The following is a 26,956-nucleotide window of genomic DNA, read 5'->3' as shown; positions in this document are numbered from 1 at the left end:
CTCGTATGTCCTTGGATCGGGCGCCCAGGGACTTGGTATCCTGTCTTAAGAGCCTGTCAGTCCGCCGACTGGCAGGTGTAGAGATCGTAGATGCGGAAGTCCGGCAGCGCTCCGGCGGGAAGCCCGGTCTCGGGTGTGAAGATGATGCGGCGGCTCTCGCCTGCCGAGAGATCGAAGGCATTGTCCGAATAGCGGCCGGGAGTGCGGCTTTCGAGCATGACGAAAAGCGCAAGCCCATGGGCGGTGACGGTGATCTCGAAGCTGCCATCGACGGTCGGTGAGATGGCGGTCTCGAGGCGTGAAGGCTCGAGATCGAGCGCCTTGTAGGTGCCGTTGAGGAAATGTCCCTCCCCGCTCATCCCGTTCGAAGCGATGAAGCTCCAGGCGAGCAGACCGTCTGCCGGGATCTCGCTGGCATCGAGCGTGACGAGCAGGTCGGCGGCATCCGGCCCACAATCGCCCTGCACGCTCTTGAGCGGAATGCGATCCCCCGACAGCGTGAGCACGAAGAGATTGGCGTCGATGGTGACGCTATCGAGCGTATCGTTGACCATGGAGAGCGAAATCGTCGTGCCATCTTCGGAGGGAATGGCAGCGACGGCGACCGGCTGGAAGAAGCGGCGCACCATGTAATGCATCGCCTTCCAGCTGCCGCCATAGTCGAGGCTCGACCAGGAGGCGACCGGCCAGGTGTCGTTGAGCTGCCAGTAGATGGTGCCCATGCAATGCGGCTTCAGCGACCGCCAGTATTCGACTGCGGTCTTGATGGCGAGACCCTGCTGGATCTGGCTCAGATAGACGAAATTGGCGAAGTCCTTCGGGAAGCGGAAATAGCGGAACATCGTGCCCGCGATCCGCTCGTTGCCGCCGGCATTCTTCTGGTGCAGTTCGATCACCGGCGAGGCGATGTTCATGTCGGCCTTGTCCGCAAAGCTCTCGATGACCGGCAGCGACGTATAGGATTGGAAGCCGAATTCCGAGCAGAAGCGCGGTTTGACGGTTCGGTAATTATCGAAACTCTTGTTTTCGTGCCAGACCGACCAGTAATGCATGTCGCCGGAACCGTCGGCATGCCAGGCGTCGCCGTAATCGAGATAGCCCGAGGCCGGGCTGGACGGCCACCAGATGCCCTGCGGAAAAGTCTTCTTGACGCCCTGCTCGATGGTGCGATTGAGCCGGTCATAAGCGACGAGATAGCGATCGCGGTTGTCGCGGGATTCCGGGAACCAGGTGAGCGCGCCGACGAGCTCGTTGTCACCGCACCAGATGACGATGGAGGCGTGGCTGGACAGGCGCTTGACCTGGTATTCGACCTCGTGGGCGACGTTGTCGAGGAAGTCCTCGGTGCAAGGGTAGAGATTGCAGGCGAACATGAAATCCTGCCAGACCATCAGGCCGAGCCGGTCGCAGAGATCATAGAACCAGTCCGGTTCGTAGAAGCCGCCGCCCCAGACTCGGATCATGTTCATATTGGCAGCGATGGCCGAATTCAGCAGATCGGTCGTTTTCTCCTCAGACGAGCGAGAGAAGAGCGCGTCGGCGGGGATCCAGTTTGCCCCGCGGCAGAAGATCTCGCGACCATTGACCTTGAGCGCAAAGCGGCTGCCGGCGGCGTCGGGATCGGTGAGCAGTTCGACGCTGCGCAAGCCGATCTGGCGGGTGACGGTTTCCGTCGGCAGATCGACGGTCAGGGTATAAAGCACCTGCTCGCCAGAACCTGCAGGCCACCAGAGGCGCGGGCTCTCGATCTCGAAGACATGCACAACCTTCGTCTCGCCAGCTGAAATGCCGACATCAAGCCGCACACGTTCTCCATCAAGCGTGAAGTGCACAGGCACGACGGCAGGCTCGACAGAATAAATGGTAGCGGTAACCTTGAGCTCGACGCGACCATCGGCATGATGGACCTGCTCGGTCTCGACATGCTCGATGCGGGCGGGGTCGAGCTTCTTCAGCGACAGCGTGCCGTAGAGCCCGATCGGCGCAATGGCGATATTCCAGTCCCATCCGAAATGGCATTGCGGCTTTCGCAGCATGTTGCCGTTGGGGATCGGGCAGTTGCCAGTGGAATACGGGATGTAGAACGGCTGACGCGCCTGGCGCTCGGCGCCGGCCGTGATGCTCGAATGAAAGACGATCCGAACGGTGTTCTCGCCCGGCTGAAGCGCATGGCTGACATCGGGCCGATAGCGGCGGAAGCAGTTGTCGGCGGACAGCACGGGCACTTCGTTGACGAAGACGACGGCGACCGTATCAAGATAGTCGATGTCGAGATACCAGCTGCCGGAAATGTCCGGGATGATCACGCGGCGCTCGATGGCCCAGTCGCGCTCGGCGACCCACTGCACGACCTCTTCGTTGCGGCCGAAATAGGGATCCGGAATGAGACCGGCAGCATGCAGGGCCGAATGCACATCCCCTGGCAGCGTGATCGCCGCCTGGTGGTCTCCGTCGACGGAGGCGAGGCGCCACTCGCCGTGGAGATCGATCACGCCGCTATTCGCACTCTGGTTCATGACTTCAGTCCTAAGGAAGAAAAAACGCGTCCCGGTCACAGTCCGGGACGCGAGGGGAAGGTGTCAGATGCGCTCTTCGGTCGTCGCGTCGAACAGCGAAGCGACCTCCATGTCGAAGCCGAGGCGAACCTTGGCGCCGGGCGCATAGCGGCGGGTGCCGCCGATGCGCACCGACATGGTGTGGCCGGCATGCTTGAGCCAGAGCAGGTTGTCGGCGCCCATCGGCTCTTCGATGTCGACGACCGCCTCATGCAACTCGCTGATGCCGGTCTCCTCGTCGACCTTGATATGCTCGGGACGAACGCCAAGCACGACCTTGCGACCGCCCATCAGCGGCTCCTGCGAGCGGTAGCCCTTCATCGAAAACAGCACATTGTGGGTGCGGAAGAACACCTCGCCGCCCTCGTTGATCAATTCGCCATGCAGGAAATTCATCGACGGCGAACCGATGAAGCCGGCGACGAAAAGGTTCTTCGGCTGATTGTAGATTGTGTTCGGATCTGCGAGCTGCTGGATAACGCCGCTCTTCATGATGGCGATACGGTCGGCCAGCGTCAGCGCCTCGATCTGGTCGTGGGTGACATAGATCATCGTATTCTTGAGGTTCTGGTGCAGGCGCTTGATCTCGACGCGCAGCTCCGAGCGTAGCTTGGCGTCGAGGTTCGACAGCGGCTCGTCGAACAGGAAGACGTCGACGTCACGGACAAGCGCACGGCCGATTGCCACGCGCTGCCGCTGACCACCGGAGAGTGCCGACGGCTTGCGATCGAGCAGCGGCCCGATCTGCAGGATGTCTGCGGCGCGCTGGACGCGCTTCTCGATCTCGTCCTTCGGCATCTTGGCGACCTGCAGGCCGAAAGACAGGTTCTTCTTCACCGACATTTGCGGATAGAGCGCGTAGGACTGGAACACCATGCCGATGCCGCGGTCCTTGGGCTCCTCCCAGGTGACATTCTTGCCCTTGATGAAGATCTGACCGTCGGTCGGCTCGAGCAGTCCGGCAATGCAGTTGAGAAGCGTGGACTTGCCGCAACCGGACGAGCCGAGGAGAACGATGAACTCGCCGTCGACGATGTCGAGATTGAGGTTTTCGAGCACCTTCACGGCGCCGAAGCTCAACGAGAGGTTCTTGATCGATACACTGTGCGACATGAGCTTAACCCTTGACTGCGCCGGCGGCGATGCCCCGGACGAACAGGCGCCCGGAAATGAAGTAGACGATGAGCGGCACGGCGCCGGTCAGAAGCGTTGCGGCCATGTTGACGTTGTATTCCTTCACGCCCTGCACCGAATTGACGATGTTGTTGAGCTGCACGGTCATCGGGTAGTATTCGGGCCTCGTGAACACGACACCGAACAGGAAGTCGTTCCAGATGCCGGTGATCTGCAGGATCATGGCGACGACGAAGATCGGCAGCGACATCGGCAGCATGATCCGAAGATAGATTTGCCAGAACCCTGCACCGTCGATGCGCGCCGCCTTGAACAACTCTTCCGGCAGCGAGGTGAAGTAGTTGCGGAAGAGCAGCGTCAGGATCGGCATGCCGAAGATGGTGTGCACGATCACGAGGCCGGTCAGCGTGCCGTAGATGCCAAGCTCGCGCAGCACGATGACGATCGGATAGATCATCACCTGATAGGGGATGAAGGCACCGATGATCAGGATCGTGAAGAACAGTTCAGAGCCCTTGAATCGCCAGTTGGCGAGCGCATAGCCGTTGACCGAGGCGATCAGGATCGAGATCAGCGTCGACGGTACGGTGATGCGAACCGAATTCCAGAAGCCGCGCGACAGGCCATCGCAGTTAAGACCGGTGCAGGCGGTCGCCCAGGCCTTGACCCAGGGCTCGAAGGTAATCTCGACCGGCGGTGAAAAGATATTGCCGAGGCGGATTTCCGGCATGCCCTTGAGCGAGGTGACTATCATTACGTAGAGCGGCACCAGATAATAGATCGCAAAGAAGATCAGCGACCCGTAGAGCATGATGTTGCGACCGGAAAAGGTGCGCTTCGGCTTGGCGCCCCGCGGTCCGGGACCAAGACGATCGGAGACTGCATCGAAACCGGCAGCCGCGGTGTTCAGGGTACCGGGATTAGCCACGCTTCTTTCCTCCGAATTCGAGATAGGCCCAGGGGATGATGACGATGGCGACCGTCAGCAGCATCATGGTCGAGGCAGCAAATCCCTGACCGAGATTCTGCGCCTGGAACATGTAGTCATAGACATATTTTGCAGGCACTTCGGAGGCGATGCCGGGGCCGCCGCTGGTCTGGGCAACGACGAGGTCATAAAGGCGGACGATGCCGGAGGTGATGATGACGAGCGTGGTGATGAAGACCGGCCGCATCATCGGGATGACGATGAAGAGATAGGTCTTCCACATCGGAATGCCGTCGACGCGCGCCGCCTTCCAGATGTCCTCATCAATGCCGCGCAGGCCGGCCAGGAGCAGGCACATGACGAGACCCGTTCCCTGCCAGAGACCGGCGATCAGGATCCCGTAGATGACGATCTCGGAATTGTAGAGGGGATTGAAGGTGAAGGTCTCCCAGCCCAGCGAGCGCACGATCGACTGCACCCCGAAATCGGGGTTGAGGATCCACTGCCAGACCAGACCGGTCACGATGAAAGAGAGCGCGAAGGGATAAAGGAAGATGGTGCGGAACGCATTTTCAAACCGGATCTTCTGATCCATCAACGCCGCCAGCACGAAGCCGATCACGATCGAAAAGATCAGCGACAGGATGCCGTAGATCGCCAGATTCTGGATCGACATCACCCAGCGTGGTGCATCCCAGAGGCGTTCGTACTGGTCGAAACCGACGAAGTTCGCCCGCGGCAGCAGCTTCGAATTGGTGAAGGAATAGACGACCGTCCAGATGGTGCCCCCGAGGAAGATGACCAGCGCGGTCAGCACCATCGGGATGGAAGCGATCTTGGCGTTCAGGTTGCGAAACAGCTTGTTGGGTCGACCGGCATGCGACGGGCTTGCCATGGGTCAGTCCTCCTCGTCCTGGACACGGGCGTGGTCGAACCGAGCCGCAACGCTGAAACGCCAACGCATCCCGCACACGGCCGGCAAGACGGGGCACGAGTGCCCTACCCGGTCGAAAATGGCCAATGTCCGGCCAGGGGACGCCCCTGACCGGACAGGTCACCCGCGATTATTCAGCGGAAGCGATGATATCGACGAAGCGCTTCTGCGCATCTTCGACGGTCATGGACGGATTGGCGAAGAACTCGGAGAAGAGGTCTTCCTTCTGCTTCTGGCTGTCGGCCGAAAGCAGCTGGTCGGTACCCTCGATGACATTGCCCTTGGCGAGAATGTCGAGGCCCTTCTTCATGCAGTCGTTGGCGGCTGCGAGGTCGACGTCGCCACGAACCGGCAGCGAGCCCTTCTTCAGGTTGAAGGCGACCTGGGTAGCCGGTGCGAGCAGCGTGGCAGCCAGAACGTCCTGGGCTGCCGACTTGGCTTCGTCATCGACGACCGGGAAGTAGAAGGCGTCACCGCCGGTCGAGATGATCTCGTTCACGCCGAGGCCCGGAAGGCAGGTGTAGTCCTTGCCGGCGACCTGGCCAGCGAGCGCGAATTCGCCCTGAGCCCAGTCACCCATGATCTGGCCGCCGGCCTTGCCGGTGATGACCAGGTTCGTGGCCTGGTTCCAGTCCTGTACATTGGTGCCCTTGGACATGCGACGCGCATCGTCGGCGGCCTTGAAGACCTTGGCGATATCGGCGCCGGCGGCGACTTCCTCGTCCTTGTCCTTGAAGACCTTGTAGAAGGTGTCCTTGCCGGCAATGGCGACCATCAGAACGTCGAAGGCACCGGCAGACTGCCACGGCTGGCCACCAACGGCGAGCGGAATGATGCCCTTGGCTTCAAGCGCCGGAGCGGCTGCGACGAACTCGTCCCAGTTCTTCGGTACGGCAACGCCGGCACTTTCAAACGCGGCATTGGACAGCCACAGCCACTGCCAGGAGTGGATGTTGACTGGGGCGCAATAGATCTTGCCGTCGATCGTGCAGCTGTCGAGAAGGCTCGCCGGCTTGACGATTTCCTTCCACTTTTCCTTTTCGGCGACCGCCGTCAGGTCCTTCATCAGGCCTGCTTCGACAAGTTCCTCGGCCTGACGGCCGTGGTTGAACTGCGTGGCGCCCATCGGATCGCCGCCGGTGATGCGGCTGATCATGATCGGGCGGGCCGTGCCGCCGGAACCGGCGATGGCGCCGTCGACCCATTTGTTGCCGGTGGCATCGAAAGCCTTGGCGAGCTCGGCGACAGCCGCAGCCTCACCGCCGGATGTCCACCAATGGGTTACTTCGAGATCGGTGGCGTGAGCCGCTGCGAATGGCATGGCGACTGTTGCGGCCAAAGCTGCCGCGAAGCTACGAAAATTCATGAGTCTCCTCCCTCACTGAAACGTTGCCGGAAAAACTTATGACAAAGCTTTTTGAAGCGCAACCTACCGGATTGTAAATTTTCCATTACAGACGCATTTCAGCGAGAGCGTGTATTCCATCGCACCCATCCAAATCGCTTTGGAGAAGTCCGTTATTGCGCAGCAACATGCGCAGAAACGTTGTAGTAGAAATACGATACAGGTTTTTGTGGAAAAAAATGCTGCATTCGCGTCATGGCGATGTAACGAGAGATGGACGGGCCGGGCAAGTAGACCTCTGCTATCCGTGGTTGATATTCGACGCAGCGCAGCATGAATTAGGGCTCGACAAATCCACTGTATCGTTTCAGATTTTTCTTTCTCAGGGATGGTAGGGAGGTGTCGCTCGTCAGGTATGCAGAAAGGGAAAAGCCAACTATAAGCGGGACTTGTAAGACCGGTGGGGACAAGATGACAGATCTGCAGGGAAGCGGCCTGATGGACCGCCCAATCGCGACGAAGGAGCGTCCGACGCTCAAGACGATCGCCTTCATGACCGGACTCGGCATCACCACCGTGTCGCGTGCCCTTAAAGACGCGCCCGACATCGGTGCAGAAACCAAGGAACGCGTGCGCATGGTTGCGCGACAGCTGGGTTACCAGCCGAACCGGGCCGGCGTTCGCTTGAGAACCGGCAAGACCAACGTGATCGCCCTGGTTCTTGGCATTGACGAGGAAATCCTGGGCTTCTCAAACCAGATGGTTGTGGGCATATCGGAAGTCCTGTCGGGAACGCCCTACCACATCGTGGTAACGCCCCATGCGCATACCAAGGATCCGATGCTGCCGGTCCGATACATCCTGGAAACCGGCTCGGCTGACGGGGTCATCATCTCTCGCACGGAACCGGACGATGCCCGTGTAAGGCTGCTCACCGAACAGAACATGCCCTTTGTCACCCATGGCCGCACGGACATGGGCATCCAGCATCCCTTCCACGACTTCGATAACGAGGCCTTCGCCTTCGGCGCAGTGGAACGGCTGGTGAAACGGGGACGTCGGCGGATCGCCCTCCTCCCCCCTCCGAGCAAGCTGACTTACTATCAGCATACGTTTGACGGTTTCATGCGCGGACTGAAGGCATTCGGCGCCGAAGAGGTGCCGCTGCACATCAACATCGACGCCACGCTCGGCCAGATCCGATCAACGGTGGAGGCGCTGATGCGCGGGCCGGACGCACCGGACGGATTGATATCATCATCCGGCAGCAGCGCGATCGCCGCGAATGCCGGGATCGAAGCCGCCGGAAAGCGCGTCGGCGTCGAGATTGATCTGGTGGCCAAACAGGGCACGCCGATCCTCAACTGGATACGCCCCGACATCATCGCCGTATACGAGGATGTCCGCCAGTCCGGCCGGGAGCTCGCCAAGGCGGTGATCGCCCGGATCGACGGTGTCGACCCGGACCTCCTGCAGAGTATCAGCGAACCACGCTGGGATCAGGCATAGGACGGTCGCTGGCCGTCCGACCAGACGACGACCGAATTGCGACCGTTCACTTTGGCGGTGTAGAGCGCGGCGTCTGCCCGCTTCAGGAGTTCATCGGCTGTCACCTGCATCGCCCCATGAGCCACACCGACGCTGACGGTCACGGGGACAAGTTCGCCGCCAAGGAAGAACATCTGCTGTTCGACGCTGTCATGGATGATATGCGCGAGCTTTTCCGCCTCTTCGACTTTGCAGAAGGGCACATAGGCCGCAAACTCAGCACCGGCCAGTCGCCCAAGCAGCGCGTGTTCCGGCAGTTCGCGCAAGATGAGCTCGGCGCAGGTCTTCAGCACCTGGTCACCGCCGGAGTGGCCATAGTGGTCGTTGATCCGCTTCACATGGTCGACATCAACATAGAGGAATGCGCCCTCCCCGCGAACCTTGGTGGACAGCGTCTGGAGCATGTCGAGAAAGGTGAACCGGTTTGCAAGACCGGTCAGTGCGTCGGTCGCGGCCGACCAGCGATGTTCGACGAGCAACCGGTCCCGCAGCATAAGGAACACCGACAGGGGTGCGATAAACGCATGAAGGAAGATCGCGAAGGCTGCGATCGACAGCCAGAGCGGAACGGATTGAGCCAGATCGACCGGTGTGACGGGCGAGAGAGAGGCGCTAAGGCCTGATACCATTAGGACGAGCGTGAGTGCTGCAAACCAGACATAGGCGAAGGGCCGGTTGGAGAGTTGCTCTTCGTGTTCGGAGGATTTCAGTTCCCAGGCGGCGAGCCCCGTATAGATGGCTCCGATCACTGCGGCGAGGAAGTAGCGAGCGCCAAAGCTGGCCTGCAGCAACGGCGCCGATGTCGCCAGCAACAGAAAGGCCAGCGGACCGGCTGCTGCAAGCTTCAGATCGAGCCGGCGATGGTCGAAGGCACGAATGCCCTGCCAGGCGACAGCAGCACCTGCCAGGATAAGTGTTTGTGCCAGAGCAATCGTGAAAAGCCCAAAGCTGCCGTCTGCAAAGGATGAGAGCAAAGCCCCAAGGGACGCCAGTCCGCACGCCCCCGAAAACAAAGCAAATTCGTTTCGCTTCGGCTCCTGGCGCCAATGCCGCCCATACAATGCAGCGAAGACAGACAGAAGGGCGAAAGCGCCGAGAGCGAGTGTTGAAAAGCTAATAGAGACCATTAGGACACGCCTGAAATTGGAACGGATTCATTAACCGCAGCGGGAGGCTAGGCGACAGGCGTTAATCCAATGGTAAACGAATAGGTCAGAATTTAACCAATCTGCATGCGTTGAATCACTATTCACAGGACAATTTCCAGACGATCACGTCGGATCATCTGAAGGCGCGCTCCAGTCCGGTGCGACCGCCTCGCACCAGGGACGCTCTTTATGTGAAATCAGGATCATCCGTGGCAATGGTTGATCGCGGATCAGCAGCCCGACAACGGGATCCAGCGCAATTCGGGCGGCGGCCGCGGAGAAGCAACAAGATGTCCGTGCAGCCGCCCGCCCTGGTGCCAAGAAGCTTGTGCATGTCCGTCACGGCAGATCTGCGACGAAAAAGGCCCGACATCATCCGATACCGGGCCACGAGCAGATGACTTGTCGCGAAGGACCGAATCAGAACTGGCCCGCCCAGGGGCCGTGATGGATGTCCTTGCCGTCGAGACGGTCGAAGCCATGGGCCCCGAAGAAGTCGCGCTGCGCCTGGATAAGGTTCGCCGTACCCCGGCCGCGACGATAGGTGTCGAAGTAGGAAAGCGCAGATGCCAGCGCCGGAACCGGCAGGCCGGACAGAACGGCATGGGCAACGACGCGGCGCAGCGCCCCATCCGTTTCCTTGACCATCTCCGCGAAGGCCGGCGTCACAACGAGGTTCGGCACATTCGGATCCTTGGTGAAGGCCGAGGTGATCTCGTCGAGGAACTGCGAGCGGATGATGCAGCCGGCACGCCAGATCTTGGCGATCGTCGGCATCGGGAGCGCCCAGTGGAATTCTTCCGAGGCCGAGGACATGACGGCAAAGCCCTGAGCATAGGCGGCGATCTTGGCGGCGAGGAGCGCGTTTTCGAGATCGGCGATGAAAGCGGCCTTGTCCTTGGGAGCCTCCGCCAGCGCCGGCAGGCCGAAGAGCTTTTCGGCCGCGATGCGCTCTTCGCGCAGCGAGGAAAGGACACGACCGGAGACAGCCGCCTCGATGCCGGAGGCGGCGACCGCGAGGTTCTGCGCCTCGATGGCCGACCACTTGCCAGTCCCCTTCTGACCGGCGGAATCGACGATCACGTCGACCATCGGCTTTCCGGTTTCCGGATCGGTGGCCTTCAGGACCTTCTCGGTGATCTCGATGAGATAGGAATTCAGGCGGCCCTTGTTCCACCGACCGAAGATCTCGCCGATCTCGGCGGCCGACATCTTCAGGCCGTCGCGCAGGATGCCGTAGATTTCTGCGATCATCTGCATGTCGGCATATTCGATGCCGTTATGGATCGTCTTGACGAAGTGGCCGGCGCCATCGGTTCCGAGCCAGGCAACGCAAGGATCGCCGTTGAACTTGGCGGCAATCGAGGTCAGGACAGGCTCGACGCGCTTCCAGCTCTCCTCGGTGCCGCCGACCATGATCGAGGGTCCGTGGCGGGCGCCTTCCTCACCACCGGACACACCCATGCCGATGAAAGTGACGTCGGTCCCGGCGAGCCGTTCGAAGCGTGCGACTGTATCGCGGAAATTGGCGTTGCCGGCATCGATCATGATGTCGTTCTTGGAAAGATGCGGCAGAAGTGCTGCCATCTGCTGATCGACGGCGTCGCCAGCCTTGATCATGATGATGATCGGGCGGGGCGGACGGATCGCAGCAACAAACTCTTCGATCGTATGGCAGCCGATGATGCGGTCGGCGAGATCACCGGCTTCGCCGAGGAATTCGTCCGTGCGCGCCGGCGTGCGGTTGAAGACCGCGATGCGATTGCCCTTCTCGGCAATGTTGAGCGCCAGATTGGAGCCCATGACTCCAAGACCGATCAGTCCGATTTCCGCTTGCTGCACGACAAGACCTCCGCATGTAAATCGATTAGGAGGCCGCTTTGTCGCATCATGGGTGCGGTGCGGCAAGCAAAAATCTTTATCAACTGGTCAACAGACTGTCTCACCGTGCGGGATGGTCTTCATCCTCGGTAATCGCCCGCCAAGCCGCGCCATCGAGGTCTTCGTACTGACCACTTTTGAGCGACCAGAGAAAGGCGAAGAGGCCAAGCCCGCCGAGGAAGAGCGCGATCGGAATGAGGAAAATCAACATGTTCATGCGGCGATCCTCGCTTCGTCGGAGGCAGTCGTCGAGAGACCTGGTGCCGGGCGTTCCGAGAGCGTCCGTTCATCGAGCGACAGCCGGTTGAGCCTGAGCGCGTTGGCGACGACAATGATGGACGATGTCGACATGGCGACGGCGGCGATCAGCGGTGTGGCGTAACCGAGAAGCGCGATCGGGACGGCGATGACGTTATAGCCGATGGCGAGCGCGAAGTTTTCGCGAATGAGACGCCCGGCGCGACGCGAGGCCTCGATCGCGAAGGGCACGGCTTCGAGCCCGTCGCGCATGAAGACGAAGTCGGCGGCCTGACGTCCGACATCGGCGGCGGTGGCCGGCGCCATCGAGACATGCGCGGCCGAAAGCGCCGGTGCATCATTGATTCCGTCGCCGACCATCAGCACACGATGCCCCCGAGCGGACGCCTCGGCACAGGCTTGAGCCTTGTCGCGGGGGCTGAGGCCCGCCCGCCAATTCTCGATCCCGATGTCGGTGGCGACCTTCGCAACGACAGGGGCGCGGTCGCCCGAGAGGATGCCGAGGTCGAGACCCGCCTGACGCAGGCTAGCGATCGAGGCGCGTGCGCGCGGTCGCAGCGTATCCTCGAACAGGAATGTGGCGCGTTCGGTGCCATCGAGCGAGAGAACGACTTCGGAATAGGGCTTGTCGTCGGCCCCGCCAGCCTGGGCGGGGCAGGCGAATCGCCGGTTGCCGAGGCGCCAGACGCCCTCTCCCGTTTCCGCCTCGACACCCGCGCCGGGCACTTCCCGGACGCTATCGAAAGCGCGAGGCTGGCCACCATAGGCGGCCCAAAGCGCCCGCGACAGCGGATGGCGGGAATTGGCGGCAAGTCCCGCAGCGACGGCAAAGGAGACGGGCTCCAGGCGTGCGGCATCGACAAGGCGCGGACGACCGAGTGTCAGCGTGCCGGTCTTGTCGAAGGCAACCGCCTCGATCTCGGCAAGCCGCTCCATGGCGGAACCGTCCTTGACCATGACACCCGCCTTGAACAGGCGACCGGCGGCAACGACCTGGACGACAGGCACGGCAAGACCGAGAGCACAGGGGCAAGTGATGATGAGAACCGCAATCGCGACCATCATCGCGTGTTTCCAGTCGCCGTCGTAGAGCCCCCAGGCGACGAAGGAGGTGATCGCGAGAAGATGGACGGCCGGCGAATAATACTGTGCGGCGCGATCGGCGATGCGGCGATAGCGCGCCCTGCCCCCTTCGGCGGCTTCCATCAGGTGGATGATTTCGGAGAGGAACGAGTTCTGGGCGGTCGCTGTCGCACGGATGGTGAGCGAGCCCGTGAGGCTGAGCGTCCCGGCCTGGACTTCCGATCCCGGGCGGACCGAAACCGGCGCGCTTTCGCCATTGACGATCGACATGTCGAGATCGCTTTCACCGGATACGACGAGACCATCGACCGGTATGCGGTCGCCGGCGGAAATCGCAACCTGATCGCCAACGCGGATTTCGTCGACGGCGCGATATTCTCGCAAGCCGTCTTCAGAAATGACCATGGCGCCGCGCGGATTGAGGCGGGCAAGCCCGCTGATCGCGGAGCGCGCCCGATCCCGCATGATGTGGTCCAGCGTGCGGCCGATCAGGAGGAAGAAGAGAAGCGAGGCGGTCGCATCGAAATAGGCGTGTTCACCGTGATGGATGGTCTCCCAGAGCGAGGCGAAATAGGAGAGCGTGATGCCGATCGCGATCGGCACATCCATGTTGGTACGACCGTGTTTCAGCGCGTTCCAGGCCGATTCGTAGAAGAACCGGCCGGCATAGATGAGCGCCGGTGCGGCGATCATCGCTGAGATCCAGTGGAAGAGATCGCGCGTCGAAGCGTCCGCCCCCGACCAGACGGAGACCGAGAGCAGCATGATGTTGGTGGCGGCAAAACCGGAAACGGCAACGGCCCGGATAAGCTGGTTGCGCAGCGCGTCTGATGCTTCTTCCGCTGCGGTGAAGAGATGCGCTGAGTAGCCGGTCGAGGCAATGGCGCGGGCAAGGTTGACGGGATCGGTCTCGACACCGTCGACCACGTCCTTCCAGACGACCGAGACACGCTTCGTCGAAAGGTTGACCCGCGCGCGCTCCACTTCCGGAAGTGCCTTCAGCACACCCTCGACAGTCGTGATGCAGGTGCCGCAATGCACGGCCGGCACACTCATGTCGACCTGCCAGAGGCCCGGCCCGACCGCACGGCTCGAGAGTTTCAGCTCCTCCGCCGATGGGAGCGAGACCCCTGCCCGCTCCATGTCGAGGGCGCCTTCGGTGCCTGCTGCACAACAACTCATCGTCATTCTCCCGAAACGGTGATCCGCTTCGCCTCGTGCATGATCATCTTGCCGTCCTTGGTGGCCTTGATTTCGACGATCCAGCTGCCGGGAAGGACCGCCGTTTCAGCGAGGTACAGACCATCACCGGCAGGGGTCATCACCAGTTCAAAATCCTGATGTTCGCCCACCGGGCGCTTGAAATGCGCAAGCACGCTGTCGGCAACGACAGGCACATTGTTCGGCAATGTCAGCCGGTAGCGAAGGCCCTTGGCATCGACAGAGAGCTCGCCGGCGATCCCCGTCGCCAGCATTTCCTTGATCGCTGCCGTTTTGCCGTTGAACTCCTGGCTGGCGACATAGGTGTTCTTCACCACCAGACCACTCCAGGTCGACGTCGCGAAATAGGCCATGGTGAAGTTCACGGTGATGATCGTGCCGAAGAAGGCGAGCATGATCGCCAGCATATGCCAGCCGGTGAAGGTGAAGGCTTTCCTTGTGTCGGTGGTCATTTCTTTGCTCCCGGACCCATGAAGACTGCATCATAGACGTCCCGCTCATCACTGCCGGTATCCTTCGCGATGAACTGGAAGTCCTGGTTGTCGTCGGTGACCTTGTCACCGGCGAGTGTCACGAAGACCTTCAGTGTCGTGGCCTCATCCGGCTCCACGGACACGGTGAACGTCCGAGCCGGAGGCTGGTTGATGCCGTTGATCTTCATCGTGGCGTCCGGCAGGCCATCGAGCGACACCTCGATCTCGCGTGGTGCTGCGATCATGTTGAGGATGCGCACGGTATAGCCGTTGCGGATCGACCCATCCGATTCGAGGACGAATTGCGGATTGCGGTCATGCAGAACGTTGACCTCCAGCCGATCGCGTCCGAGCAAGGCAACGAGCATAGCCAGCCCCACGGCAGTCCAGACACCCATGTAAAGCAGCGTGCGCGCACGAAAGATCACGCGCCAGTCGAAATGGCGGATCTTGTCGGAGAAGCTGCCATCGGCGTTGCGCACCTTGGCGGGGTCGATGCTGCAGGTCCCGCCATTCGTGGCGAGCGCCATGTTCGACTGATATTCATCGAGCGTCGCATAGGCGATCAGGCCGCGCGGCTTGCCGATCTTGTCCATGACGCCGTCACAGGCATCGATGCAGAGCGCGCAGGTGATACATTCAAGTTGCTGGCCATCACGGATATCGATGCCCATCGGACAGACGGCGACGCAGGCATTGCAGTCGACGCAGTCACCGACCGGCTCACCGGCGGCGATCGCCTTCTTGGCGTGCCGGGTGCGAGGCTCGCCGCGCCAGTCGTTATAGGTGACAACCAGAGAATTCTCGTCGAGCATGGCGGCCTGAATGCGCGGCCAGGGGCACATGTAGATGCAGACCTGCTCGCGCATCAGACCGCCGAAGACGTAAGTCGTGGCTGTCAGAATGGCGACGGTCATGTAGGCGACGGGCGCGGCATTGCCGGTGAGGAAATCCATGGCCAGCGACGGCGCATCGTCGAAGTAGAAGATCCAGGCGCCGCCTGTGAGCACGCCGATCAGGATCCAGGTCGCGTGTTTGGTGACACGCTTCCAGATCTTGTCGAAGGTCCAAGGGGCCGATTCGAGCTTGATCCGCGCATTGCGATCGCCTTCGATGAAACGCTCCACCACGAGGAAAAGATCGACCCATACGGTCTGTGGACAGGTATAGCCGCACCAGGCGCGACCAACGGCTGAGGTAATTAGGAAAAGACCGAAGCCAGCCATGACCAGCAGGCCCGCGACAAAGAAGAATTCCTGAGGCCAGATCTCGATGAAGAAGAAATAGAAGCGCCGATGGGCAATGTCGATCAGAACCGCCTGATCGGGTGCGAACGCACCACGATCCCAGCGCAGCCAGGGCGTCAGGTAATAGATGCCGAGCGTGACCGCCATGACGATCCACTTGAAACGGCGGAAACTGCCTTCGGCGCGTTTTGGAAAGATCTTCTTGCGGGCCTCATAGAGCGGTCCGCGCTTCTTGGCCGACATGACCGCTTCGGCATCGAGTCTCTCGATCTCAGGCGCCTCGGCGGCACGGGTCTGATCGGCATGCATGTTCATGGGACGAAAACCTTCTGCTGATGCTCGCCTTGTCCCATCTCGGGCGCCAGCCCGCCTTGACTTAAGTCAAGCAGCGGCGAAGCGTCGCAATACATAGGATTTTTGATATCAAAACAAAAAAATGGGCCGCATCAAAAGATGCAGCCCAGAGTCTGGGAGGAAGGAGAGGTTATTCGCCGCCGCCCAGCTGATGCACGTATACAGTCAGCTGCTTGACGGTGGTATCGCCGAGACGGGCAGCCCAGCCGGGCATCGCGCCGTGACGCGGTTGCCGGATCTGCGCCGCGATCTGCGCCTCGCCATCCACCTTCAACCAGATGGCATCGGCGAGGTTCGGCGCGCCGAAGTCGCGATTACCCTTGGCATCTTCCCCGTGGCAGGATGCGCAGTTGTCCGCAAAGACCTGCTTGCCGGGTTCGACCATGGAGGGATCGAGCGGTGTCCCGGTCAGGCTGACGACATAGGCAGCCGCCTGCTTGATCTGCTCGGCGTCGAGAATGTCGGCAAAGGCCGGCATTTCCGAAACGCGGGTCTCCGGATCCTTATCGTAGCGGATACCGTGGGCGATCGTGGTGTGGATCGCTTCGAGGTCTCCACCCCAGAGCCAGTCGTCGTCGTTGAGGTTGGGATAGCCGGCACCGCCGGCGGCACCCGAACCGTGGCAGGGCGAGCAGTTGACCTTGAAGGCAGCGGCACCGCCGGCAACGGCAAACTGGGTCAGTTCCTTGTCGGCGACAATCTGGTCGAGCGGCAAGGCTGCGATCTTGTCGAGATAGACCGACTGGGCGGATTTCGCCGCCGTCAGCTCAGCTGCGACTTCCGCACGGCTGGAATAGCCGAGCAGCCCCTTGGTGCTGTCCGTCAGCAAAGGCCAGGCCGGATACATGATCGTGTAGCCGATCGCCCAGACGATGGTCGCGTAGAAGGTATAGACCCACCAGCGCGGCATCGGGTTATTCAGCTCGCGAATGCCGTCCCACTCATGGCCGGTGGTCTCGACGCCGCTGATCTCGTCGATGTGTTTCTTGTCTGCCATTGTTCAATCCTCCTTGAGAGGGATGCTGGCCGCGTCGTCGGCAGGCTTCTTGCCGCCCGGGCGGAATGTGAAGAGCACGACGCCGACGAAGAACAGGGTCATGGCGAGCAGAGCCCAGCTGTCGGCGAAGTGGCGCATGGCGGTATAGGTTTCCATGGCGCCCTCCTCAGCGGTAACCGCTTGCGTCGTCGTAGGTGGAGAAGTCGACGAGCGTGCCGAGCATCTGCAGATAGGCGACGAGTGCGTCCATCTCGGTGAGCTTCGTCGGATCGCCGTCGAAGTCACCGACCTTGGCCTTCGGATAGCGCTCCAGAAGACCCGAGGTATCGGCGTTCGGATCGGCCTGGGCGACCAGGTCGGCTTCCGCCTGCGCCAGCATGTCCTCGGTATAGGGAACGCCGACAAGGCTATTGGCCTTGAGATCCATGGTGACGTTCGCGACCTTGAGCGGCGTCGTCTTCAGATACGAGTAGCTCGGCATGATCGATTCCGGCACGACATCGCGCGGTTCGGTCAGGTGCTGGACGTGCCATTCGTTCGAATAGCGGTCGCCGACGCGGGCGAGATCCGGACCCGTACGCTTCGATCCCCACTGGAACGGATGGTCGTACATCGACTCCGCCGCCAGCGAATAGTGACCGTAGCGCTCGACCTCGTCCTTAAACGGGCGGATCATCTGGCTGTGACAGACATAGCAGCCTTCACGGATATAGATGTTGCGACCGGCCAGTTCGAGCGGCGAGTAGGGACGCATGCCCTCCACCTTTTCGATGGTGTTCTCGAGGTAGAAGAGCGGAGCGATCTCGACGATGCCGCCGATGGTGACCACCAGGAGCGAACCGAGGAAGAGAAGGCTCGTGTTCTTCTCGAGGATTGCGTGTTTATCAAGAATGGACATGGGAGCCCTCCTCATTCAGCCGGCTGCAGGGCAGCAGGTGCGACCGATCCGGGGATCGGGGCTTCCTGGCGCTCGTAGCCGAGGATGGTCATCAGGATGTTGTAGGCCATGATCACGCTGCCTGCGAGGTACATGGCACCGCCGACGGCACGCAGGACATAGTAGGGGAACATGGCAGCGACGGACTCGGCGAACGAGTAGACCAGGAAGCCCTGGGCATCATATTCGCGCCACATCAGACCCTGCTGGATACCGGCAACCCAGAGCACGGCAGCGTAGACCACGATACCGAGCGTGGCGAGCCAGAAGTGCCAGTTGACCAGGCGCAGCGAGTAGAGGCGGTTGCGGTTCCACAGCTTCGGCGTCAGGTAGTAGATCGCGCCGAAGGAGATCATGCCGACCCAGCCGAGAGCGCCCGAGTGAACGTGACCGATGGTCCATTCGGTGTAGTGGCTGAGCGAGTTTACGGCCTTGATCGACATCATCGGCCCTTCGAAGGTCGACATGCCGTAGAAGGCGATGGCGATGACCATCATGCGGATGATCGGGTCGGTGCGGATCTTGTCCCAGGCGCCCGAAAGCGTCATCAGACCGTTGATCATGCCACCCCAGGACGGCATCCACAGCATAACCGAGAACACCATGCCGAGCGTCTGCGCCCAGTCGGGCAGAGCCGTATAGTGCAGGTGGTGCGGGCCGGCCCAGATATACATGAAGATCAGGGCCCAGAAGTGGATGATCGACAGGCGGTAGGAATAGACAGGACGACCGGCCTGCTTTGGCACGAAATAGTACATCATGCCGAGAAAGCCTGCAGTCAGGAAGAAGCCGACGGCGTTATGACCGTACCACCACTGGGTCAGCGCGTCCTGGACACCGGCGAAAGCGGAGTAGCTCTTGGTGCCGAGGAAGGAGACCGGGATCGCCAGATTGTTGACGATGTGCAGCATCGCGATGGTGATGATGAAGGACAGGTAGAACCAGTTGGCCACATAGATGTGGCTCTCCTTCCGGGTCATGATCGTGCCCATGAAGGTGATCAGATAGGCCACCCAGACAACGGTCAGCCACAGATCGACATACCATTCCGGTTCGGCATATTCCTTACCCTGGGTGATGCCCAGGAGATAGCCGGTAGCCGCCATGACGATGAAGAACTGGTAGCCCCAGAACACGAACCAGGCGAGATTGCCGCCGAACAGGCGCTGGCGCGAGGTGCGCTGGACCACGTAGAACGAGGTCGCCAGCAGCGCATTGCCGCCGAAGGCGAAGATGACGGCGGATGTATGCAGCGGACGCAGACGCCCGAAGTTCAGCCAGGGCTCGATGTTGAGATCGGGATAGGCGAGCTGCAAAGCCACGACCACACCGACGAGGAAGCCGACGACGCCCCAGAAGACGGTCGCGATGACACCATAACGGACGACCTCGTCGAAATATTCCGACGGCGGCGCCTTGGGCTTGGAGGCGGGGGAGGATGCCGCAGACGGAGCAAACTGCATCCGGCGCAGCATGACGATCGTGCCCGCGGTGAGCACGAAGAAGGCAACCCACATATGGGCTGCAAAGAGGCTGTCCTGGGTGAAGGCCACCCCGAGCAGCGCGGCGAAGGCGAGCACCGCCATCACCAGTGTCTCTAACGTGTAGTTCATTGTTGGAATCCCCCAACGCTTGCTGATCACTTCGCGGGGGCCTTCGCCTGATGAGGAGATTCCTCCCGCGTCGAATGCACCAATCGCACCGGGGGCTCCAATCCACCTTGATCCAGGTCAATGCGGTTGCCGACAAAATTGGCGAGGCTGCAAATCAGCAATCGGGATGGCGAGCCCTCAGGCACCAAGGCTTGAGCTGGTCGGGTACAGAGCCCGCTGCGCGTGTCTTGGAGCGGAGGGAGCCCCTCTGAAGGGAGCACCCGTTGGAGAAAGCGGACATGCTGACGAACATTCGAGACGGCAAACGAGACACAGGCGGCGACAGAACGGGCAATCGTCTGCTGGATGCCGGCACGCGCGACCTCGCCTGGCTTGATCGTGCCCATACCGAGCAACTCGCCCTTTGCAAGGAACTGGAAGACATCGCCGACTCACTGCCGGCCAACGTCAACAGGCAGAAATGCATTTATGCGGCCAAGGCGCTTGGCCCGCTGATCAAGGGCATCCACCATTACGAGGAAACGGTGCTCTTCCCGCAGCTGCAGTCCAATCCGGACGCAACCGACGCGCTTGGTCCGACCCTCGAGCGACTGAAGTTCGAGCATTGCGAGGACGAGTGCTTCGCGGAGGAATTGACCGATGCGCTCCTGAAGCTCGGCTCAGGAGACCGGGTCAATATGGAGGCCGTGGGCTACATGTTGCGCGGCTTCTTTGAGGGAATTCGCCGTCACATTGCGTTTGAACGCGAACATCTCCTGCAGGGTGTTACCGACAAGGAACTGCAGGCTACATAATCCGACAGCCTGTTCGCCTCGCGCAGCGCGCGCATAAACGCTCACGCGGCGACGCCACCCAGAACCGGCTCGCTCTCGCCGAGCGTGAGAATCGCCCCGCTGATACTGCCGTCCGCTGCACAAAGCGGACTGAAACGTCCCGGCATCTCCCCCGATACGGTGGCCGCCGAAAGATGGGCGACGAAGGATCCGGATCGTCCCGAAAACGCCGCATCCAGCGCATCCTGAAGCCAGTCATGTGAACCGGTGGCAAGGCCAAGGTCAAAGACACTGCGTCCGATGACCTCGATCTGGCGCATGCCCAGCATGCAGGCCATGGCCTTGTTGGCAAACAGATAACGGCAGTCACGCGTGACGACGGCGACGCGCTCGGGCAGATTGTTGAGGATGACCTCGTTGAGCTGTTCGTCGTCACCATCGCGGGGTTCTGGTGCCCCGAACAGATGGGCAGCCGGGCTTTGCTGGTTCCGTTTCGGACCAAAATACCGCTCGACGAGCAGCGACAGCATCGACGCGTGACGCAGCACGCAGGACCCGTCATCCGCGTCCTCCCGCAGAAGCTTGGTGAGGATCTGCAACTGAAGATAGACATCATCGAGATCCGTCGCGCGATAGCTTATCAGGCTGGTGATCAACGGATCGATTTCCCGATCGAGCATCCGTACGAGACGGTCGTCGCCATTGCGGATGGCCTGCTGCAACTGGAGATTCTTCAACGAAACCGCTTCGAACATTGCGCGCAGATTCGAATCACGGAATTCGCCAAAAGACATTCGCAACCTCATCTTCGATTGTGACAAAATCACCCGACAAATCACATAGTTTCGGCGTGGGTAACATGAGGTTGCGTCACGTTCAATCGGCACGAGCAGCGGGTTACGGCGCAGCCCAAAAAATATCTTTGATATGTTTCGAAGAAGGTCCTGAAACCCCGAAAGATAAGGGCAATTCGCGCGCAGCCTCCGGCGGCCCGGCGAATCGTCAGGTCATCATGACTGAACGAATGACGATCAGATCTTGTCCTTGATCGCCCAACGGTCGTGATACCAGAGCCACTGCTCCGGATACTGCCGCACCCAGGCCTCGACCTTGTCGTTCAACACCTGCGCGGTGGCGTCCACGTCCACCTGGCCACGGGCATTGCGGGGAATGGTGATTCGCGGCTCGATCTCCAGGCGGAAACGGTTTCCGGGCAGGCGAACGCAGCGTGCTGGATAGACTTCGCAGTCGAACTGCCGCGTGAGCTTGGCGAGCAGCGGATTTGTCTTGACCGGCTGGCCGAAGAACTGCGTTTCGACGCCCTTCCAGAACTTCTGGTCGACCAGCACGCCGACACCGCCGCCCTGCTCCAGCTGGCGCGCCAGCGCAAAGGACGAGCCGGCATGCGACGGCACGAGCTTGCCCATGCGCTTACGGCGGAACTCGAAGACCTTCTCGGCGATATAGGGATTGTTCGGCGGCCGGAAGAGCACCGTGACATAGAGCCCGAAGGCAGCACCTGCGACCGGCAGGAGCTCGAAATTCGCGGTATGGCCGGTAAAGACGATGAAGGGCCGCGGATTGTCGCGCAGGTCGAGAAACTGCTCGACACCGGACACTTCCACCCTGCCCTCGCCCGGTTTCTCCGGATCGAAGTCGAACAGACGATCGAGAAAGACATATTCGGCGGCAAGCCGGCCCATATGGCCCCAGCTCGCCAGAGCGATCTCTTCGCGCTCGGCCTCGGACTTTTCCGGGAAAGCATTGCGCAGGTTCACCTGCATCAGCCGGTGCCGCCGGGTCTTCGGCCCGACCCAGCGCATCAGCCGATCGGCAAAGTTGATCGCGGCATCCGCCGGCAGGATCTTCAAGGCCGTCAGGAAGCCGAAGGCCGCCTGGGCGACGGACCACTGATAGAATTTGCGCAGCGCCAGAACGATGCGGGTGACGAGCATCCGCACGCGGTCAGTCCATCTTCAGGATGATCTTGCCGAAGACCTGCCGACCTTCCATCCGGGCAAGCGCCCGGTCGATATCGTCGAAGGTCACTTCGGTGTCGATGACCGGATGCACGATGCCGCGCGCCATCTTCTGCATGGCGTTCGCCATGTTTTCCATCCGGCAGCCGAAGGAGCCGAGCAGCTTGAGCTGCTGCTGGAAGAGCATCATCAGGTTCATGTCGGTCGAGACACCAGAGGTCGAACCGCAGGTGACGAGACGGCCCCCGCGCTTCAGGCAGAGCATCGAGCCTGCCCAGGTATCCTTGCCGACATGTTCGAAGACGACGTCGACGCCCTTCTTCTTGGTGAGTTTGCGCACCACACCTTCGAAGCGGTCGGTGCGGTAGTTGATGACGTGATCGGCACCCAGCGCCTTGGCCGGCTCGATCTTGTCGTCGGAACCGACGGTGGTGATGACGGTGCAACCGATCTTCTTGGCAAGCTGGATGGCCGCCGTACCGATGCCGGAACCACCCGCATGCACGAGGATGGTTTCGCCCGGCTCGAGCTTGGCATTGTCGAAGAGCATGTGCTCGACGGTGCCGAAGGTGACAGGAGCAAGAGCGGCACCAACAGCATCGACGCCCGGAGGTGCCGGCACCAGCAGACGAGCCGGCAGGTTGATCTTTTCCTGCGCGAAGCCATCGAGGTGGAAGCCGTGCACGCCGGAGACGTTTTCGCAGAGATTGTCACGGCCTTCACGGCAGGGCTTGCAGAGACCGCAGGTGCGCGCGCCGTAGACGGCAGCCAGCTGACCCGGCAGGATATTGCCGACGCCGGGACCGATCGCCTCGACAACGCCCGAGGCTTCCGCACCGATGACCAGCGGCATCTTGCGCTTGGCAAACGCCATGCCGCGCCAGCCCCAGACGTCGATATGGTTGAGCGCAACCGCCTTGACGCGCAGCGTCACCTCACCCGGACCCGGTGCATCCGGCTCGGGCAGGTCGACGATTTCAAGCTTGCGGTCTTCGACGAGTTGCAATGCGCGCATGAGTTCTTATCCCCGCCCGATGGGCGTCAAATCTGGTCTGTTCGATGTTGCGGAGCCGCTTACGCCGGTTCCCGCGTCATGACAAGGCTGGCGTTCTGACCACCAAAACCGAAGGAGTTCGAGAGCACAGCCGAAACGGAGGCCTCCCGCTTCACGTTCGGCACCACATCGAGCACGATCGAGGGATCGGGATTGGTGTGGTTGATGGTCGGCGGCAGCGTGCCGGTCAGCATGGTCTGGATCGAGAACACCGCTTCGACTGCACCGGCGGCCGTCAGCGTGTGGCCGATCATCGACTTGTTCGACGAGCACGGAATGGCGTCCTTCAGCCGGTCGCCGAAGACGGACAGCATGGCGCCATATTCCATCTTGTCGTTCTCGGGCGTCGAGGTGCCATGGGCGTTGATATAGCCGATGGCTCCTTCGGAGAGACCGGCATCCGCAAGCGCTGCCTTGATGGTTGCGATTGCAGGACCGCCATCCGGCGAGGAGCGCGTCCGGTGGAAATGGTCGGCCTTTTCGCCGCAGCCCTTGATGATGCCGAGCACCTTGGCGCCACGGGCAACTGCTGCTTCGAGCGATTCCAGCACCAGGGTTGCCGCCCCTTCGGCGATGACGAAACCATCGCGTTCCTTGCTGAACGGCTTCGACGCTTTTTCCGGCGGATCGTTCTGGGTCGAGAGTGCCGAGAGCAACGAGAAGCGGATGACCGCCTCCGGGCTGATCGAGCCGTCGGTCGCAACCGTCAGCGCCCGCTCCGTGCGGCCCTGGCGGATCGCCTCGACGCCGAGCTGGATGGCGGTGGCACCGGACGCGCAGGCCGTCGACAGCGTCACCGGAAGACCACGCGTGCCGAACTTGTCGGACAGACGCTCGGAGATCGAACCGAACTGCACAGCTTCGAGGAAGACCGGGTCCGGCTTTTCGCGCATCGCAGCCAGGAAGCGGTCATAGGCATCGCCCGGCTGCGTCGAGGCCGGCGCGCGTTCGGCAAGCGCAAAGCGGTCATGCCATTCCGGCTCGACCGGCGGCGCGGCGAGGAAGAGCGGACCGTTGAAGTCGCCATTGATGCCGGCCTGGGCCAGTGCCTCGATGGTCGTTTCACGGGCCAGCGCATAGGAGCGCTCGACGGCATTATTGGCGGGCACGGCGATGAAATCGACCGTGCCACCGATGCGGGTCGACATGCCCTCTGTGTCGAAGCGCTTGATGTAGTGGATGCCGGACTTGCCCGAGGTCAGCTTCGACCAGTTGTCGGAAAGCCCCTGGCCGAGCGAGGTGATGACACCCATGCCGGTGACGGCGATGATCGGGCGGCCCAGATGATCCTTGAAACGGCTGTCGGTCATGGATCTATCCTCCTCACGCATTCGCCGAGAGCACGGCAAGGCCTTCGCCCCGCACATAGCCGACGGTGGAGATGATGGCATGTTTGGCAGGATGAGCCTGCGCGGCTTCGCTCGCGGCATCGAAAGCCGGCACTGAGGCACCGGCATCGATCGCAAGGGCGGCAAGTGCCAGACCCGCCGGGAACTGTGCCTCGACCGAGTGACCGATCGAGCCGGCATAACCACGCACCGGCATGCCGGCGAAACGTTCCGCAAGGTGAGCTTTCTCACGCTGCGTGAGTTCGGCCAGACCGGACGCGCCCGAGAAGACGACGGTATCGGCGGCAGACAGGGACGCGGCTTCCGGCACCATGCGGGCCAGGCGCGCTTCCAGCTTGCCCTCGTCGCGATTGCCGCGATCGCCTTCGACGGCATCGAGCACGGCATAGATATGCGCGCCACGCGCCTCGGCATGTTCGCGGGATTCGAGCACCAGGAAGGCGCCGACCGTGCCGAGGATCATGCCACCGCCCGAGGAACCATCGCGCGACCAGAGCGGCTGCCAGGGACCGGTCTGATGGGCGCGAATGCCCTCGACCAGCAGCAGGATATCAGGACGTTCGGACACGAAGGCGCCACCGACGAGCGTATGCGTCGACTGGCCGGCCTTGATACGGGCAAAGGCCGTTTCGATGGCCGAGATGCCGGCGGCCTCTTCGCCCATGAAGGTGCGCGAGGAACCGGTGACCTTGTGGACGATCGAGATATTGCCGGCGAGCAGGTTGGAGAGCTGCGCCAGGAAGAGCGTCGGGCGAAGCTCGGTCTTGAGCTTCTCGATCAGGAATTTTTCACGGTCGTTGCGCTTCAGAGCCTCGTCGACGATCAGGCTGTCAACGGCGATATCACGCTCGCCACCACCGGCCGCCACGATCAGGTCCATGGTCCCGCAGGCGTCCGCATCGTCCTTCATGCCGGCGTCGTCAAGTGCAAGGCCGGCTGCGAAGACGCCGAGGCGCTGCCAGTTTTCCATCTGGCGCTGGTCTCCACGCTTTGCGATCTGCTGAGACCAGTCGATGTCCGGCAGCTTGTGTACGACGTAAGGTGCGAACTTCTCGGTCTCCAGTACCGGTTCCGGCGCAGTCTTCGCCGAGAGCAGCGCGACATGCGCGTCCTTGCCGGTGCCGTGGCAGGTGACGATCCCCACACCGGTGATCACCACATCATTCGGTTTCTTGACCATATGCAATCCTCTCGCCGGCAGGCTCACCGACGTAAAATGCGGGTTTTCCCGAATAAGGCCCCAAGGTCAATAGGAGATTGCGCGCTTGCGGCCGAATGCGCCTCAGGCCCGGGCGGCCATAGCGGCGATCAGGCCGACTTCCTCGGCGCGTTTGCGCACGATCGGCGCGAGCGGCACTTCGGAGAACGGCATGGTGCGCAGCTTCAGCTGAGCGTCGCAGACCTTCTTGCCACCGCTCGTGATCTTCGCCTTGGTGACGGCAAAGCCCGACCCGTCATGCTCGAGTTCCGCCTCGATATCGAGGACGGCACCAGGCTCAACGAAGGTGCGCATTTTGGCACCATCGACGGACATCAGGAAGGGCATGGCCTCGAAGTCCTTGACAGCGAGCAAGAGCATGCCGGAGGCCTGCGCCATGGTTTCGATCAGCAGCACGCCGGGCACCAGCGGCATGCCGGGAAAATGCCCTTCGAAAACAGGGCTTTCCATCGGCACCACCGAGGTGGCCTTCAAACGACCAAGGCCGAGATCCACGCTCTCGACCTTGTCAATCATCTGGAAATATTCAAGCAGCATGACGATGTCCGCTCCTTTGGAGACGGGTCAGCCCTTGGCGGCGCGAAGTTCGTCGATCTTGGCGCAGAGGTTCTTCAGAACGAAGTATTCTTCGGTCGAGACCTTGCCTTCATTGACTTCCTGCGTCCACTGCTCAAGCGGGATCTTGATGCCGAACTCCTTGTCGATCGCAAAGACGATGTCGAGGAAGTCGAGGCTGTCGATGCCGAGGTCATCGATCGTGTGGCTTTCCGGCGTAATCGTCTCGCGGTCGATTTCGCTGGTCTCAGCAATGATGTCGGCAACTTTGTCGAATGTAGCGGTCACGCCAGTACCTCATATGTCTCAAATTCTGGGTTCCACATAAGGAAAACAGCGTGAAATGCCAATGGTGGAATTTGGTGACGGTG

24 protein-coding genes are annotated in these 26,956 nt (G+C 61.3%); 2 read left to right on the top strand and 22 right to left on the bottom strand.

The genetic code is table 11. The features are described 5' to 3' along the window. Positions 1–56: 56 nt before the first annotated feature. The 5 genes from H6M51_RS10720 to H6M51_RS10700 all read right to left on the bottom strand — a co-directional run bounded on the left by H6M51_RS10720 (position 57) and on the right by H6M51_RS10700 (position 6,917). On the bottom strand, positions 57–2,516 hold the full coding sequence (locus tag H6M51_RS10720; protein ID WP_185809843.1) for a glycosyl hydrolase 2 galactose-binding domain-containing protein: 2,460 nt from the start codon (positions 2,514–2,516) through the stop codon (positions 57–59). Between the two features lie 63 nt (positions 2,517–2,579). Next, positions 2,580–3,668, bottom strand: coding sequence for an ABC transporter ATP-binding protein (locus H6M51_RS10715; protein ID WP_185809842.1), 1,089 nt, complete (start codon positions 3,666–3,668; stop codon positions 2,580–2,582). A gap of 4 nt (positions 3,669–3,672) precedes the next feature. Further along, positions 3,673–4,617: a carbohydrate ABC transporter permease gene (locus tag H6M51_RS10710; RefSeq protein ID WP_185809841.1), complete on the bottom strand. Its 945-nt coding sequence runs from the start codon at positions 4,615–4,617 to the stop codon at positions 3,673–3,675. Continuing rightward, positions 4,610–5,512 (bottom strand): carbohydrate ABC transporter permease, encoded by a 903-nt coding sequence (locus H6M51_RS10705; RefSeq protein ID WP_185809840.1) that lies wholly within the window; start codon positions 5,510–5,512, stop codon positions 4,610–4,612. The genes H6M51_RS10710 and H6M51_RS10705 overlap by 8 nt, the downstream gene beginning before the upstream one ends. Positions 5,513–5,681: 169 nt before the next feature. Next, positions 5,682–6,917 carry an ABC transporter substrate-binding protein gene (locus tag H6M51_RS10700; RefSeq protein WP_185809839.1) on the bottom strand — a complete coding sequence of 412 codons (1,236 nt, stop codon included), beginning with the start codon at positions 6,915–6,917 and terminating at the stop codon, positions 5,682–5,684. A 450-nt stretch (positions 6,918–7,367) separates the two neighbouring features. Here H6M51_RS10700 and H6M51_RS10695 point away from each other — a divergent pair, with 450 nt between their 5' ends. Next, positions 7,368–8,405, top strand: a complete 1,038-nt coding sequence (locus tag H6M51_RS10695) for a LacI family transcriptional regulator (protein WP_246780473.1) — start codon at positions 7,368–7,370, stop codon at positions 8,403–8,405. On the opposite strand, the gene H6M51_RS10690 is transcribed toward H6M51_RS10695, so the two are convergent. The 10 genes from H6M51_RS10690 to ccoN all read right to left on the bottom strand — a co-directional run bounded on the left by H6M51_RS10690 (position 8,396) and on the right by ccoN (position 19,656). Then, entirely contained in the window at positions 8,396–9,418 is a 1,023-nt protein-coding gene (locus H6M51_RS10690) for a diguanylate cyclase (protein ID WP_185809838.1), read from the bottom strand. The two genes, H6M51_RS10695 and H6M51_RS10690, sit on opposite strands and share 10 nt — an antisense overlap. Before the next feature lie 594 nt (positions 9,419–10,012). Then, positions 10,013–11,434: an NADP-dependent phosphogluconate dehydrogenase gene (gene gndA / locus H6M51_RS10685; protein ID WP_185809837.1), complete on the bottom strand. Its 1,422-nt coding sequence runs from the start codon at positions 11,432–11,434 to the stop codon at positions 10,013–10,015. Positions 11,435–11,534: 100 nt separating this feature from the next. Then, positions 11,535–11,690, bottom strand: coding sequence for a cbb3-type cytochrome oxidase assembly protein CcoS (gene ccoS / locus H6M51_RS10680; RefSeq protein ID WP_185809836.1), 156 nt, complete (start codon positions 11,688–11,690; stop codon positions 11,535–11,537). Next, a complete protein-coding gene (locus tag H6M51_RS10675; RefSeq protein WP_246780472.1) occupies positions 11,687–13,996 on the bottom strand; it encodes a cation-translocating P-type ATPase in 2,310 nt (769 codons plus the stop codon). Before H6M51_RS10675 ends, ccoS begins: the two co-directional genes overlap by 4 nt. Positions 13,997–13,998: 2 nt before the next feature. Further along, a complete protein-coding gene (locus H6M51_RS10670) occupies positions 13,999–14,487 on the bottom strand; it encodes a FixH family protein (protein WP_185809835.1) in 489 nt (162 codons plus the stop codon). Then, on the bottom strand, positions 14,484–16,064 hold the full coding sequence (gene ccoG / locus H6M51_RS10665) for a cytochrome c oxidase accessory protein CcoG (RefSeq protein WP_185809949.1): 1,581 nt from the start codon (positions 16,062–16,064) through the stop codon (positions 14,484–14,486). The genes H6M51_RS10670 and ccoG overlap by 4 nt, the downstream gene beginning before the upstream one ends. Positions 16,065–16,239: 175 nt before the next feature. Continuing rightward, positions 16,240–17,106, bottom strand: coding sequence for a cytochrome-c oxidase, cbb3-type subunit III (gene ccoP / locus H6M51_RS10660; protein ID WP_185809834.1), 867 nt, complete (start codon positions 17,104–17,106; stop codon positions 16,240–16,242). Positions 17,107–17,109: 3 nt separating this feature from the next. Further along, complete coding sequence (locus H6M51_RS10655) at positions 17,110–17,262, bottom strand: CcoQ/FixQ family Cbb3-type cytochrome c oxidase assembly chaperone (protein WP_006726187.1); 153 nt, start codon at positions 17,260–17,262, stop codon at positions 17,110–17,112. Positions 17,263–17,272: 10 nt separating this feature from the next. Next, positions 17,273–18,004: a cytochrome-c oxidase, cbb3-type subunit II gene (ccoO, locus tag H6M51_RS10650; protein ID WP_185809833.1), complete on the bottom strand. Its 732-nt coding sequence runs from the start codon at positions 18,002–18,004 to the stop codon at positions 17,273–17,275. An 11-nt stretch (positions 18,005–18,015) separates the two neighbouring features. After that, a complete protein-coding gene (ccoN, locus tag H6M51_RS10645; RefSeq protein WP_185809832.1) occupies positions 18,016–19,656 on the bottom strand; it encodes a cytochrome-c oxidase, cbb3-type subunit I in 1,641 nt (546 codons plus the stop codon). A gap of 278 nt (positions 19,657–19,934) precedes the next feature. Between ccoN and H6M51_RS10640 the strand changes: the two genes are divergently transcribed. Then, on the top strand, positions 19,935–20,450 hold the full coding sequence (locus tag H6M51_RS10640; RefSeq protein ID WP_185809831.1) for a hemerythrin domain-containing protein: 516 nt from the start codon (positions 19,935–19,937) through the stop codon (positions 20,448–20,450). A 41-nt stretch (positions 20,451–20,491) separates the two neighbouring features. Here H6M51_RS10640 and H6M51_RS10635 read toward each other — a convergent pair whose 3' ends face one another. The 7 genes from H6M51_RS10635 to H6M51_RS10605 form a co-directional block, all read right to left on the bottom strand. Continuing rightward, complete coding sequence (locus H6M51_RS10635) at positions 20,492–21,223, bottom strand: PAS domain-containing protein (RefSeq protein ID WP_185809830.1); 732 nt, start codon at positions 21,221–21,223, stop codon at positions 20,492–20,494. A gap of 237 nt (positions 21,224–21,460) precedes the next feature. Further along, entirely contained in the window at positions 21,461–22,384 is a 924-nt protein-coding gene (locus H6M51_RS10630; protein WP_210314805.1) for a lipid A biosynthesis lauroyl acyltransferase, read from the bottom strand. Positions 22,385–22,394: 10 nt separating this feature from the next. Further along, the gene (locus H6M51_RS10625) at positions 22,395–23,423 is read right to left on the bottom strand and encodes a zinc-binding dehydrogenase (RefSeq protein WP_185809828.1); all 1,029 of its coding nucleotides are present in this window, start codon (positions 23,421–23,423) and stop codon (positions 22,395–22,397) included. A 59-nt stretch (positions 23,424–23,482) separates the two neighbouring features. Further along, positions 23,483–24,772, bottom strand: coding sequence for a beta-ketoacyl-ACP synthase (locus tag H6M51_RS10620; RefSeq protein WP_185809827.1), 1,290 nt, complete (start codon positions 24,770–24,772; stop codon positions 23,483–23,485). Between the two features lie 13 nt (positions 24,773–24,785). Continuing rightward, entirely contained in the window at positions 24,786–25,991 is a 1,206-nt protein-coding gene (locus H6M51_RS10615) for a beta-ketoacyl-ACP synthase (protein ID WP_185809826.1), read from the bottom strand. A gap of 102 nt (positions 25,992–26,093) precedes the next feature. After that, positions 26,094–26,567 carry a 3-hydroxyacyl-ACP dehydratase FabZ family protein gene (locus H6M51_RS10610; protein ID WP_185809825.1) on the bottom strand — a complete coding sequence of 158 codons (474 nt, stop codon included), beginning with the start codon at positions 26,565–26,567 and terminating at the stop codon, positions 26,094–26,096. Between the two features lie 27 nt (positions 26,568–26,594). Beyond that, the gene (locus H6M51_RS10605; protein WP_003502893.1) at positions 26,595–26,873 is read right to left on the bottom strand and encodes an acyl carrier protein; all 279 of its coding nucleotides are present in this window, start codon (positions 26,871–26,873) and stop codon (positions 26,595–26,597) included. Positions 26,874–26,956 lie beyond the last annotated feature (83 nt).

Source organism: Rhizobium sp. AQ_MP, from assembly GCF_014237835.1.
GTDB lineage: Bacteria > Pseudomonadota > Alphaproteobacteria > Rhizobiales > Rhizobiaceae > Allorhizobium.
This window is presented reverse-complemented; position numbering and strand designations above follow the sequence as displayed.